The 13,523-nt window shown below is 70.0% G+C and carries 11 protein-coding genes; all 11 read right to left on the minus strand.

Features of this window, described 5'->3' with window-relative positions; translation table 11 throughout:
* Nucleotides 1–30: 30 nt before the first annotated feature.
* On the minus strand, nt 31–783 hold the full coding sequence (locus ACIBP6_RS29130; protein ID WP_397057058.1) for a TIGR03936 family radical SAM-associated protein: 753 nt from the start codon (nt 781–783) through the stop codon (nt 31–33).
* A gap of 154 nt (nt 784–937) precedes the next feature.
* Complete coding sequence (locus tag ACIBP6_RS29135) at nt 938–2,848, minus strand: TIGR03960 family B12-binding radical SAM protein (protein WP_397057059.1); 1,911 nt, start codon at nt 2,846–2,848, stop codon at nt 938–940.
* Nucleotides 2,849–2,944: 96 nt separating this feature from the next.
* Nucleotides 2,945–4,111: a rod shape-determining protein RodA gene (gene rodA / locus ACIBP6_RS29140; RefSeq protein ID WP_397057060.1), complete on the minus strand. Its 1,167-nt coding sequence runs from the start codon at nt 4,109–4,111 to the stop codon at nt 2,945–2,947.
* Nucleotides 4,108–6,153 (minus strand): penicillin-binding protein 2, encoded by a 2,046-nt coding sequence (mrdA, locus tag ACIBP6_RS29145; protein WP_397057061.1) that lies wholly within the window; start codon nt 6,151–6,153, stop codon nt 4,108–4,110. Before mrdA ends, rodA begins: the two co-directional genes overlap by 4 nt.
* Nucleotides 6,150–6,614 carry a rod shape-determining protein MreD gene (gene mreD, locus ACIBP6_RS29150; protein WP_132615939.1) on the minus strand — a complete coding sequence of 155 codons (465 nt, stop codon included), beginning with the start codon at nt 6,612–6,614 and terminating at the stop codon, nt 6,150–6,152. Before mreD ends, mrdA begins: the two co-directional genes overlap by 4 nt.
* 49 nt (nt 6,615–6,663) lie before the next feature.
* On the minus strand, nt 6,664–7,542 hold the full coding sequence (mreC, locus tag ACIBP6_RS29155) for a rod shape-determining protein MreC (protein ID WP_397057062.1): 879 nt from the start codon (nt 7,540–7,542) through the stop codon (nt 6,664–6,666).
* Nucleotides 7,542–8,573, minus strand: coding sequence for a rod shape-determining protein (locus ACIBP6_RS29160; RefSeq protein ID WP_132615931.1), 1,032 nt, complete (start codon nt 8,571–8,573; stop codon nt 7,542–7,544). The genes mreC and ACIBP6_RS29160 overlap by 1 nt, the downstream gene beginning before the upstream one ends.
* A 325-nt stretch (nt 8,574–8,898) precedes the next feature.
* Nucleotides 8,899–9,309, minus strand: coding sequence for a nucleoside-diphosphate kinase (ndk, locus tag ACIBP6_RS29165; RefSeq protein ID WP_132615929.1), 411 nt, complete (start codon nt 9,307–9,309; stop codon nt 8,899–8,901).
* A gap of 160 nt (nt 9,310–9,469) precedes the next feature.
* The gene (locus ACIBP6_RS29170) at nt 9,470–10,951 is read right to left on the minus strand and encodes a hypothetical protein (RefSeq protein WP_397057063.1); all 1,482 of its coding nucleotides are present in this window, start codon (nt 10,949–10,951) and stop codon (nt 9,470–9,472) included.
* A gap of 98 nt (nt 10,952–11,049) precedes the next feature.
* Nucleotides 11,050–11,394 (minus strand): DUF4233 domain-containing protein, encoded by a 345-nt coding sequence (locus ACIBP6_RS29175; RefSeq protein ID WP_397057064.1) that lies wholly within the window; start codon nt 11,392–11,394, stop codon nt 11,050–11,052.
* On the minus strand, nt 11,391–12,710 hold the full coding sequence (locus tag ACIBP6_RS29180) for a bifunctional folylpolyglutamate synthase/dihydrofolate synthase (RefSeq protein WP_397057065.1): 1,320 nt from the start codon (nt 12,708–12,710) through the stop codon (nt 11,391–11,393). Before ACIBP6_RS29180 ends, ACIBP6_RS29175 begins: the two co-directional genes overlap by 4 nt.
* Nucleotides 12,711–13,523: the final 813 nt, after the last annotated feature.

Consider the following 13,523-nt stretch of genomic DNA (forward strand, 5'->3'; position numbering starts at 1 on the left):
GGTCGTGCCCGGCTCACGCAGGGCACATCCTTAACCGGCGACGTGCTCACCCGCCGGTCCCGCCTCGCCGCCGCGCGTTACGTCGCGGTCCAGGTCGAGCGGGTCGGCAAGCGCACCGGTACTAACGTCGAGCGGCCCCTGCGCCAGCCTGGTCACCTCGGGGGGAACCGGCGGCGCGAAGTCGGCCACAAGGCGCAGCCCTGTGAGCACATCGTCGGGTCGAACGGCAGGCGTCATGTGCCGAACAACCATGCGCAGTATGACACACGGTCGTCCGCCCACCTGAGCTGCGGTTCTGTCTGTTCCCTCGGAAACCTCGAGCCCCAGGACGGCCTGCCGCGCGTCGAAGCGGCGGGGACCCTTCTTGGTGAGGCGCTCGACTTCCACCGTGCCCGCCGCGAGAAACTTCTCTGCCGCCACCTCGGCGAGTCCGCGATCGGCACCGGGCAGCCGCACCTCCCACTCGGATGCCTCCAAGCGGTCGGCCAGCCCGCCAGGACCCGCCTCCACGACGTCGAGCACATCGAGCCCAGAGGGCAACGACTCGTCCAGGCTCTGTCTGACCTGGGCGGGATCGCTCGGCGTGGTGACACCGATCTCGAGGTATTCGGCTTCGCTGGCGACGCCGGTCGGCGCCGCGCCCGCGTAGGAGATCTTCGGGTGGGGCGAGAAACCCGCGCTGTAGGCCACCGGAATGCCGGCACGGCGGACCGCTCTCTCGACGGCCCGCGAGATGTCGCGGTGGCTGGTGAAGCGCAGACGGCCGCGCTTGGCGTAACGCACGCGCAGGCGCTGCACCGTGGGCGCGGGCGGAGGCCCTTCGGGAACAGGTTTCAGAGCTTGTCGTCCTTCCTTGTCAAAGAGTTCCTTCGTCTCAGGATAAGCCGCCCCGGCAGGTGTACGTGTACGCCGAGACACGGCTCGCCCACTGAGCGCGCTAGACCACCGTCAGGGGAAGGAGTTTCCGCCCCGTCGGGCCGATCTGAATTTCGGTCCCCATCGTCGGGCAGACCCCGCAGTCGTAACACGGCGTCCAGCGGCAGTCTTCGACCTCGCCGCCGGAAACGGCGTCCTGCCAGTCCTGCCACAACCATTCGCGGTCGAGCCCCGCGTCGAGGTGGTCCCACGGGAGTACTTCGTTCTCCTCCCGCTCACGCGTGGTGTACCAGTCGACGTCGACGCCCGCCTTCTCGGCGGCGGCCATCCAGCGCTCGTAGGAGAAGTGCTCGCTCCACCCGTCGAACCGGCCGCCGTCCTCCCAGACGTTCCTGATCACGGCGCCGATCCTGCGGTCACCTCGCGACAGCAGGCCCTCCACGATGGACGGCTTGCCGTCGTGGTAGCGGTAGCCGATCGCGCGGCCGTACGCCTTGTCGCTCCGCAGCGCGTCGCGCAGCGCCTTGAGCCGCCGGTCGACGGTCTCGTGGTCGGTCTGCGCCGCCCACTGGAACGGCGTGTGCGGCTTGGGCACGAAACCGCCGATGGAGACCGTGCAGCGGATGTCGCGGCTGCCGGTCGCCTCGCGGCCCGCCTTGATGACCTTCTTGGCCAGGTCGGCGATGCCGAGCACGTCCTCGTCCTGCTCGGTGGGCAGGCCGCACATGAAGTAGAGCTTGACCTGCCGCCAGCCCTGGGAGTAGGCCGTGGTGACGGTGCGGATGAGGTCTTCCTCGGTGACCATCTTGTTGATCACCTTGCGCATCCGCTCCGAGCCGCCCTCGGGCGCGAACGTCAGGCCCGAGCGCCTGCCGTTCCTGGAGAACTCGTTGGCCAGGTCGATGTTGAACGCGTCGACCCTGGTGGAGGGCAGCGACAGCGAGGTGTTGCTGCCCTCGTACTGATCGGCCAGGCCCTTGGCCACGTCGGCGATCTCGGAGTGGTCGGCGGACGACAGCGACAGCAGACCGACCTCGTTGAAGCCGGACTGCTTGATGCCGTTCTCCACCATCGCCCCGATCGTGGTGATGGAGCGCTCGCGCACCGGGCGCGTGATCATGCCCGCCTGGCAGAAGCGGCAGCCGCGCGTACAGCCGCGGAAGATCTCCACGCTGAACCGCTCGTGCACCGTCTCGGCCAGCGGCACCAGCGGCTTCTTCGGGTACGGCCACTCGTCGAGGTCCATCACGGTGTGCTTGTGCACCCGCCACGGCACGTCGGGCCGGTTGGGCGCGACGCGCTTGATGCGGCCGTCGTCGTGGTATTCGACGTCGTAGAACTTCGGCACGTAGACCCCGCCGGACTCGGCGAGCCGCATGAGCAGCTCGTCACGCCCGCCGGGACTGCCCTCGGCCTTCCACTCGCGGATGACCTCGGTGATGGCGATGGAGATCTGCTCCCCGTCGCCGAGCACGGCCGCGTCGAGGAAGTCGGCGACCGGCTCGGGGTTGAAGGCCGCGTGGCCGCCCCCGAGCACGATCGGGTCGTCCTCGCCGCGGTCCGCGGCGAGCAGCGGGATGCCGGCCAGGTCGAGCGCGGTCAGCATGTTGGTGTAGCCGAGCTCGGTCGAGAACGAGATCCCGAGCACATCGAACGCGCGCACCGGCCGGTGGGCGTCGACGGTGAACTGCGGGACGCCCTCCGCTCGCATGAGTGCCTCGAGGTCGGGCCAGACCGCGTACGTGCGCTCGGCCAGCGTGCCGGGGAGCTCGTTGAGGATCTCGTAGAGGATGGCCACGCCCTGGTTGGGCAGCCCTACCTCGTAGGCGTCCGGGTACATCAACGCCCACCGCACGTCGGCGGAGTCCCAGTCCTTGATGGTCGAGTTGAGCTCACCCCCGACGTACTGGATGGGCTTCTGCACCTTGGGCAGCAGCGCTTCCAGGCGGTGGAAAATCGACTCGACAGTCATACAGTCCAGGGTAGCGGCGCACGGGCACTGCCGGGCCGCCGTACGCCTCTCCCGCGCCCCATCGGCCACGTCTTTCACCGCAAGCGCGAGCGCCGGTCAGGCGAACGGCCGTCTTCGCACCTTGATGGCCTGGAGCAGCCCGACCGCGACGAGGTTGGCGAAGGTCGCGGTGCCGCCGTAGGAGACGAACGGCAGCGGCAGCCCGGTGATCGGCATGATCCCGATCGTCATCCCCACGTTGATGAACGTCTGGAACGCGAACCAGCACACGATCGTGCCCGCGACCAGCGTCCCGAACCGATCCTCGCACTCCCTGGCGATCTTCAGGCCGCGCAGCAGCACGATGCCGAGCAGCATCACGACGGTGACCGACCCGAGGAAACCGAACTCCTCTCCCGCCACCGTGAAGATGAAGTCGGTGTGCTGCTCCGGCACGAACCGCCCGGTCGTCTGCCCACCGCCGAGCAGCCCCTTGCCCAGCAGCTGCCCCGAGCCGATCGCGATGAGCGACTGCGTGCTGTTGTAGCCCACGCCGCGCGGATCGACGCTCGGATCGACGAACGCCGTGAACCGCGCCACCTGGTACGGCTCCAGCATCTGGAAGTAGAACACCGCGAACACCCCGAGCCCCGCCACCAGCATCAGCAGCGCGATCAGGCGCTTGCGCACGCCCGAGATGATCAGACCGGCGGCCATGATCACCGCCAGCACCATCGCCGTGCCGAGGTCGGGCTGCAGCATCACCAGCCCGATCGTGATCCCCGCCGCGACCAGCGCCAGTGTCACGTCGATCATGCGTGGCCGGTCGGTGCCCTCGGCCGGCTGCGCCAGCAGCATCGCGACGATCAGCAGCAGCCCGACCTTGGCGAACTCCGACGGCTGCACCGCGAACCCGCCCCCGAGCAGGATCCACGAGTGAGAGCCGTTGATCGTCGCCCCCAGCGGCGTCAGCACCAGCCCCAACCCCACCAGCGACATCAAATACACCAGCGGCGCGTACGCCCGCATCGCCCGATGGTCGATCATGGCGACGAGCCCGGACATCACGGCCCCGACGGCCTCGTTGAGCAGGTGCTTCTTCACCAGCCCCGTCGAGCCGGGCGCCCACGTCCTGGTGGACGACCAGACCAGCAGCGTGCCGATCACGCACAGCCCGGCCACCGCGACCAGCATCAGCCCGTCGAGCCGGCGCACGGTCGAGTCCTGGCGGGCCATCCGCTGCAGCAGCGACGGCCGCCGGATGTCCACCGCCCGCGCGATCATCCCCCGGCCACCGTTCCGTCGGGGGCGAACCTGGGCAGCCGCGTGGTCAGCCGTCCGCCGGGTACGGCGGGCTCGCGCTTGATGCCGTAGATGCCCTCGTAGATCTCCCGCGCGGCCGGCGCCGCCGTGGAGCCGCCCATACCGCCCTGCGACACCATCACGACCACCACGTACTGCGGCTTCTTCGTCGGCGCGAACGACGCGAACCAGGAGGTGTCCTTCTTGCCCCAGACCTCCGCCGTACCGGTCTTGCCTCCGACGCGGACCTTGTCCATCGGGAACCCGGCGAAGGCCCCCGCCGCGGTGCCGTCGGCGGCCACCTGGCTCAGCGCGTTCTTGATGTACAGGCGCTCCTTCTCCCTGAGCGGCAGCTTGCCCACCACCGGCACCGGGATCTTCTTGACCACCTTGCCGTCGGGCCGGACCTGCGCCCAGCCGATGCGCGGGCTGCGCACCTTGCCGTCGCTCACCAGCGCCTGGTAGGCCCGCGCCAGCTGCAGCGGCGTCACGAGCACGTCGCCCTGGCCGATGGAGAAGTTGGCCGCGTCACCGGGCCGCAGCAGGAACCCTTCGGCGCAGTTCTCCACCGCGAGCTGCTTGAGGAACGCCGCCCGCGCCCGGTCCTTCACCTCCGGATACCCCTTGCGCGCCCGCGTGCAGGTGACGGCGCTCGTCTGGTCCCACAGCTCCTTCTTCCAGACCCGGTCGGGGATGCGGCCGCCTGACTCGCCCGGCAGGTCGATGCCGGTCGGCGCGCCGAACCCGAACTGCCTGGCCACGTTGGCGAAGATCTCCTTCGGCTTCTTCTTCGGCGTGCGCCCGCCGTCCTTGAGGTACTGCTCGTACGACGCCCGGTAGAAGATCGTGTCGCACGATTTGACCAGCGCCGTGTGCAGGTTCATCGAGCCCAGCCCGATGCCCCGGAAGTTGTTGAACGCGCGCCCGCCCACCATGTAGGAGCCGGGGCAGGAATAGGTGCCGTTCAGCGGATAGCCGGCGCGCAGCATCGCGGTCACCGACGTGACCTTGAACGTCGAACCGGGCGCGAACTGGCCGTTGATCGCCCGCGACACGAGCGGCTTGTCGGACTTCTCCGACATCAGCCACTGGTAGCCGCGCGCCGAGATGCCGCCCGCCCAGATCTCCGGGTCGTACCCGGGCGCGCTCGCGAGCGCCACCACTCGCCCCGTACGGGCGTCGAGCACCACCCCGGCCCCGCCGTCGGCGCCGGGCGCGGACTTCATCGCCTTGGCCAGCGCCTTCTCCACCACGGTCTGGACGCGCGAGTCGATGCTCGTCACCAGGTGGTCACCGGCGACGGGCGTCACCTGCTCCACGAGCCCGAGCGGCTTGCCCATGCGGTCGACCTGGACCCGGCGCAGCCCGGCCTTGCCGCGCAGCGCGTCGTCGTAGACGTATTCGAGCCCGTCGCGCCCGGCGAGGTCGACCCCGGAGAAGCTGGCCTTGAGCCCTTCGCGCTTCTCCAGCTCCGCCTGGGTGACCGGCTGCAGGTAGCCGAGCATCTGAGCCCCTGCCCTGCCCCCCGGGTACTGCCGGACGGAGTTGACCTCGGCCGTCACGCCGGGGAACTCCTCCTGCCTCTCCAGGATCTGCAGCGCCTCGCGGGTGTCGACCTTCTCGTCCAGCGGAACCGCCTGGTACGGCGACCCCGTCCAGCACGGCTTGCCCACCCCGGGCCCGCACGGCCTGATGCGCTGCTGCAGGTCCTTCACCGGCCGGCCGAGCACCGCCGACAGCTTGCGCAGCACCGCCAGGCCGCCGTCCTGCATCCTGGACAGCCGGGTGCGGTCGATGGAGACGACCAGCGCGGTCTTGTTACGCACCAGCGGGCGCCCCGACGAGTCGAGGATCTGCCCGCGCACCGCGGGCACGATCACCACCCGCGTACGCGTCTCCGTCGCCCGCGTCACGAACTCCTGCCCGTGCACGACCTGCACCTGCCACAGCCGCACGGCCAGCGCCGCGAGCAGCGCCAGCACGAGCACGTGCAGCACCAGCAGCCGGGTCCGAATCCGCGTCATGTCGAGAACCTCGCCTGTCTGCTCCGCGTGGTCAGCCAGATCACGATGGGCGAGACCAGCAGCGTGTAGACGACGGTGACGGGCACCTGGCCGGTCAGCATCGACATCGTCACCCGTGGATCGGACATCAACGCGCCCACGCCCGCCGCCGCCAGCGGCGCCAGCAGCACGCACAGCACCACGGTCGTGACCGGCCCGCCCAGGCCGCGCCCGGCGACGTAGCCGACGAGCGCGTACACGAACGCGTACTGGCCGACCAGGTGGGCGCTCGGCGGCACGACGTCGACCAGCAGTCCCGCGAAGAAGCCGAGCACCGCCCCCGACGACGGCCCCCGGGTCAGCGCCGCGCCGATGACGGCGAGCAGCACCAGGTCAGGTGCGCCCCCGGCCGGCAGGGGGACCCGGTTGACGAGCATGACCTGCGTGAGCAACGCCAGCAGCACCGACAGCCACCCGATCACCTGGTCCCCTCCCCGCCGTCGACCCCGCCGTGGATCACGCCCGGCGCGCTCACCGCGACCTCTCCCTGCCCGGCAGGACCGCGTCGCGCGGGTTGCGCTTGGGCGCCTCCACCACGACGCCGACCACGTCGAGCGCCGTCATGTCCGCGTACGGCCGGGCATAGGCGATCCGTGTCAGCTCCCCTGGCGTGGACTCGACCCGCTCGATGATCCCGATCGGCACCCCCGGCACGTACGGTCTCCCGTTCTTGGACCCGAAGCTCACGATCCGCCCGCCCCTGCTCAGCGACGCCGTGGAATCGAGCAGCCGGAACTGCACGAGCCGCCCGTTCTCCCCGACGCCGTGGACCACGCCGATCTCCTTGCCACCCTCCAGCCGCGCGCCGACGGACGAGGCGGGATCGCTCAGCAACAGCACCGTCGAGGTGTGGGCGGAGGCGTGCAGCACGCGCCCGACCAGCCCGTCGCCGTTGAGCACCGTCATGTCCCGCTGGATCCCGTCGCCGGTGCCGACGTCGATCTCGACGGCGTCCTCGAACCCGGGCAGCCCGCGCCGAGCCACCACGTTGGCCGCGACCACCTTGTATCCGCCGGTCCCGGCCAACCCGAGCAGCCGGTCAAGCTCCTTGGCGCGATCCGCGTCCAGCCGGCCGGCGACGAGGCCGGCGCGCAGCTTGGCGTTCTCCTCCTTCAGCGCGTCGATGCGCCGCTGTGCGCTCGGCGCCGACACGACCGCCTGCACGAAGGCGCCGACGGGCCGGATGAGCCCGACGCCGAACTGCTCCGCCGTGCCGAACACGTAGGCCCCGGCCGCGCGCAACTGGCGCAGCGGCGAGCTTTCGCCCGAGCGGTGGTCGACGGTCAGGATGATCAGGGCCGCCGAGAGCAGCACTCCCAGGACGATCCGGGCACGGCGCGAGTCTCTCATCAGTGTCGCGACTCCGGCACCAGAACCCCCTGGAGAGCCTCGAACTCCTCGGCGCACTTGCCCGAGCCGATGGCGACGGAGTCGAGGGCGTTGTCGACGAGGTGCACCGGCATGCCCGTCTCGGCCCTGACCCGCTCGTCGAGGCCCCTCAGCAGGGCGCCGCCGCCGGTGAGCGCGATGCCGCGGTCCATGATGTCGCCGGAGAGCTCGGGAGGGCACTTGTCGAGCGTGGTCTTGACCGCGTCGACGATCGCGTTGACCGGCTCCTCGGTGGCCTTCCTGATCTCCTCGCTCGACACCACGATGGTCTTGGGCAGCCCCGTGATCAGGTCGCGCCCGCGGATCTCCGCGTGCAGCTCCTCGCCGACCGGGCAGGCCGAGCCGATCGACATCTTGATCTCCTCGGCGGTGCGCTCGCCCAGCATCAGCGAGAACTCCTTCTTCGCGAACGTCATCACCGCCTGGTCGAGCTCGTCGCCGCCGACCCGGATCGACTGGCTGGTGACCACGCCGCCCATCGAGATGATCGCCACCTCGGTCGTGCCGCCGCCGATGTCGACCACCATGTTTCCGGTCGGCTCGTGCACCGGCAGCCCGGCGCCGATCGCGGCGGCCATGGGCTCCTCGATGATGTAGACCTTCCGCGCGCCGGCCTGGTAGCCGGCCTCCTTGACCGCCCGCTGCTCGACGCTGGTGATTCCGCTGGGAACGGCGATGATGATGCGCGGCTTGGCGAAATGCCGTCGTTTGTGCACCCTCTGGATGAAATAACGCAACATCCGTTCGGTGACGTCAAAATCGGCGATCACGCCGTCTTTGAGCGGGCGGACCGCGACAATGTTGCCGGGCGTGCGACCGATCATCCGCTTGGCTTCGATGCCGACCGCCACGATCTTGCCGGTGACGGTGTTGATCGCTACGACTGACGGCTCGTTGAGCACGATGCCGCGGCCACGCACGTAGACCAACGTGTTGGCGGTGCCCAGGTCGACCGCCATGTCACGGCCGAGGAACGCGAGCTTGCTGCCCATGGGGAACGGAGCCCTCCGTAACGTCGTTCGCGAATGACTACGGATCGAATTCGAATCGTAACGTGACGTACCCACCGAGGGCCGCAATGAGCCAGCGCGCCTGTCAAAATTCTCCAGCCTCTAATTTTGCCCGGATTGCACCACAACATCCGTTGGCCGCTGGAACCACGAATTCACCAAAACGCAGAAAACTTCAGGAAAAGCTTCTGTCCATGTCTTCGGTCGTCGGCCACCCGCCGACTCCAGAACCTTACGCGGAAAGACCGACAGAAAAACGCGCGCCCGCGCAGCCGGAGCTGCGCGGGCGCGCGGAGAACGGAGTCGCTCAGAACCGGTCCGGGAAGAAGATCTTGACCTCCCGGGCGGCCGACTCGGGAGAGTCGGAGCCGTGGACGATGTTCTCGGCGATCTCGAGGGCGTGGTCGCCGCGGATCGTGCCGGGGGGCGACTTGACCGGGTCGGTGGCGCCCGCCAGCGCGCGGAAGGCCTCGATGGCACGCGGGCCCTCGAGCACCATCGCGACGAGCGGCCCCGAGGTGATGAACTCCACCAGCTCGCCGAAGAACGGCCGCTCGGAGTGCTCGGCGTAGTGCGCCTTGGCGGTGTCGGCGTCGAGGGTGCGGAGGTCCATCGCCACGACCTTGAGGCCCTTGCGCTCCACGCGGGAGATCACGTCACCGATGAGGCCGCGCTTTACCCCGTCGGGCTTGATCAGGACAAGAGTGCGCTCGGACACTTGAAGTTCTCCTTCGAACAGAGTGGGGTCGCGGCTGCAGGCACCGGCCTGGCCGCGGAGGACGCTTCGCGGGGCTACGCGCCCACACGTCGCCGTGGCAGGGCCTCAGCTTACCGTTCCCCGCCCCTGCCCTCGTTTCCGTACGGGAAGCCTAGCCTCCCTACGGGGAGGAGGTGTCCTCCGGCGACTGCCCCTGCGGCGGCACCGACGGCAGCGACCGCTCCTCGTCGGACGCGACCGGTCGGTCGAAGGCGCCCATCGGCGGGACGATCGGCTGATGTCCGGAATCGCCGTCATCGGGGACGAGCAGCGTGTCCGAGGGCGTACCGGCGCACGGCACCCGCTCCCGCTCGTCCGCCGGAGGCTGGTCGGTACGCCGCGCCAGCACGGCGGCCAGCACGATGATCAGCACAAGCAGGAACCCGCCGATCAGCGCCCACCAGTGCAGCGCGCCCACGAAACCGTCGACCAGCTCCTGCACCGAGCCCACACCGTCGAGCATCGCCATCTGCACGCCCGTGCCGAGCAGGAACCCCGTCAGCACCCCGGCGACGCCCAGCGAGAGCCCGAACGCCGCGGCCCCGAAGGTGACCTCCTGCAACGTCGCCGTCAACGCCACCGCGGCACCTACCGCGAGCAGGCCGAACGGCACCACCAGCAGCAGCCCGTCGGCCGACGGCACGAGGAACCGTACCGAGCACAGGCCGCCCACCATGGCCAGCAGCCCGAGCGGCGCCAGCCACCGCCCGGCGGCGGGCGCGTGCAGCCGCACCAGGATCGCGGCCGCGACCGCGAGCACCCCCGCCAGGACGTACGGCAACCACAACCCCCGCAGCCCCGGCCCGCCGAGCCCGCCCATCTCCACCATCGTGATCTGCGCGGCGCTCGGCAGCAGCACGACGCCCACCGCCACCATCGTGTACGCGAGCGCCCGGCTCTCGGCTGCCCCCATCGAGGCCATGACCAGCAGCGCCGTCACCGCCACAGCCGCCAGCAGGATCACCCAGCCGGCCCGCCAGCCCTCCGAAGCCGTGCTGACCGCCACGACCGCGATGCCCGCCGCGGGCCCGGCCGACAGCAGCACCAGCCCGCGCTCGCGCAGATCGGGCACCGGCGCGGCAGGCCGCCCGCCCGCCGTCCACACGCCGAGGTGCAGGGCGGCCAGCGCCAGCGCGATCCCCGTCACCAGCGGGTACGGCTGCAGCGTCACCCGCCAGCTGCTCACGTCGTCGAGTGGCCACAACGCCAGTGCCTGCGCCACGAGCAGGCTCAGGCCCAGCATGCCCACCCACAGGGCCCGCAGGACGGGTGTGCGCTCCCAGACGGCCGCCAGCGTGGCCGGCAGGACCAGCCCGGCCCCGATGCCGCGCACCACGCGCACGGCTCCGACGACGAGCTCGGAGCCCGCGTAACCGCCCGCGGCATCGGACAGCGCCACCAGCGCCAGCCCGGCCACCAGCATGTACGCCGCCGGCACCCGCCGCAGGGCCACGGCGGCCAGCGGGACGGTGAGCATCAGCGCGGGCAGGGCGAGCCCGTGCGTGCGCATGAGCCCGGGCTGGTCGACGTCGCCCGGCAGCAGCCCGGCGACGACGGAGAGCGTGTTGGGGATCGCGACGACCGCCAAAGGCAGCGATGCCACGACGAGCAGCCCGAGCAATACGTCGAACTGCCACGAAGGTCTGTGGCCAGCCGGGTCGGACGACCGCTGGAGTGGGGGGACGGCCATGTTGGCCGACTTTAGCGCGAAGTAGCGCCCTCGACACGGCGAGCGACGAGAATGGCCGTGATCCACAGCGCGGCGAAGATCGCGCCGAGGAAGAACATCATCGACACGACGAAGCCCGTACAGATCGCCAGTACCTGCGCGACGCTGCCGAGAACGTATCCGATCGGCTTCTTGAGCAGGCCCGCCGCCACCACGCACAGCACAGCGAGCCCGATGCCGACCGTCACGGCGAGGCCCGGCGACACCCCGCCCACCCGGATCGCGACGGGCGTGACGAGCCCGGCCACGATGGCCTCCATGCCGAGCACGCTGGCGCCGAGCCGGCGCATCCCGGGAGTGACCTCGAAGCTCATCATGTGCCGTCCGCCTTCAGCAGCCGCCGGGCGTCGCCCGCGGTCACGACCGATCCCGTGATGAACACGCCCGTGCCGCTGAACTCGCCCTCCGCGTCGGCGATGGCGATGCCCTTGTCGATGGCGTCGTCGAGCCGGTCGACGACGTGCACCCGGTCCTCGCCGAACAGCGGCTCGGCCAGCTCCGCGAGCTCCTTGGGCGGCATGGACCTGGGTGAGGAGTTACGCGTGACGACGATCTCGGCGAGCACGGGCTCGAGCAGCTCCAGCAGGCCCGCCACGTCCTTGTCGCGCATGACCGAGACCACGCCGATCACCTTGGCGAAATCGAACGCCTCGTGCAGCCCGTCCAGGGTCGCCTGCATGCCGCCGGGATTGTGCGCGGCGTCGACCACCACCGTGGGAGTCCGCCTGATGATCTCCAGCCGCCCGGGCGAGGACGCCTGCGCGAACGCCTGCCGCACGAGCTCGACGTCGAGCGGCTCGTCGCCACCGGTCAGCGCCTCGACGGCGGCCAGCGCACAGGCGGCGTTGCTCGCCTGGTGGGCGCCGTAGAGCGGCAGGTAGACCTCGTCGTATACGCCCTTGAGGCCCCGCAGCGTGAGCAGCTGCCCACCGAGGGCGACCTCGCGGCTCAGCACGCCGAACTCCAGCCCCTCACGCGCGACGACCGCGCCGACCTCGACGGCGCGCCGCATCAGCACCTCGGCCGCCTCCAGCTCCTGCTGTGCGAACACCGCCGTCGAGCCGGGCTTGATGATGCCAGCCTTCTCCGAGGCGATGCTCGGGATGTCGGGCCCGAGCCGGTCGGTGTGGTCGAGCGAGATCGGGGTGATCACCGACACGGTGCCGTCGGCCACGTTGGTGGCGTCCCACGACCCGCCCATGCCCGTCTCGACGACCGCGACATCGACCGGGGTGTCGCTGAACGCGGCGAACGCCATCGCCGTCAGCAGCTCGAAGAACTGGATGCGCCGCCCGTTGGCGTCGGTCAGCTCGACGTAGGGGATGATCTCCTCGTAGACCTCGGCGAACCGCTCCTCGCTCAGGGGCTCCCCGTCGACGGTGATCCGCTCGCGCATCGACACCAAGTGAGGGCTGGTGAACCGCCCCACCCGCAGGTTGCGCTCCTTCAGCAGCACCTCCGTCAGCCGCGCCGTACTCGTCTTGCCGTTGGTGCCGGCAATGTGTATGACCGGGTACGCCCGCTGCGGGGAGCCGAGCACGTCCAGGAGGGCCGCGATCCGGTCGAGCGTCGGCTCGAAGTCCCACTCGACGCCGCGATCCAGGATGGCGCGTTCAACCGCACGATAATCCACCCCTCAACCCTACTGACCCCTGCCAGCACTCCATCCCGCGCCCGACCCCGAGGCGACCTGGGACAGGCGGTCGTCGCAAAGCCGCTGCGACGTCCCTGCCGTGGGAACGAGCGCGTATGCCGATTGCGCCTCGCACAGCCTCGTCAACAGGACCGCGCCAACCGACTGGTCGCTGCGGAAGCTCGTCAGAGTGCACACGCCAACAGGGCGGGGTGTGCGAGCGCGCGGTCGTCAGCACAGGGAAACAGTCTCTCTTGGCGTCGGCCCTCTTTCCGCGTGAGCGCGGAAGTCCACGGTGTCCTCACCTGAGAGCCAGGCGCACGAGACGCCTGCTTTCCCGCAGTGCTGGAAACCGTGCCCAACAGAAACAACAGGTGACCCGCTGCACCCAGCCGCCATGGCTCACAGGCGACGAACTCTCAGCCAGTGGCCACCAGGCACGGTCCACAGCCACCCCCGCCGGTTGTCAGGCGACTGAGCCAAATAGGAGCGAGACAGTCTCCGATACCGGCGCCCTCCCTCAGCCACCCACCGCCAACAACAGCACCACCGCAGGAAACATCAAAAGCACTGACGCCACTGGCGGACCCGGCCGACGCAAGCCTCGAAGCCATCGCACGCCGCGCAACCAGCGCCGAAAAGGCGGCCCTGAAACGCAAAAAGCCCCACACCGAAGGCATGAGACCCACACAGACCGACACGTCAGACAGCCGACGCGTCCCTTCCCGCACCGACAAAGCCGGAACACGCCGGCGGCGAGCGTGCCGAGGAACCCCGACACCCACGGCGCCTGTGCCCCTCCACCACCGACGC

It is taken from the genome of Nonomuraea terrae, from assembly GCF_044465245.1.
GTDB lineage: Bacteria > Actinomycetota > Actinomycetes > Streptosporangiales > Streptosporangiaceae > Nonomuraea > Nonomuraea terrae.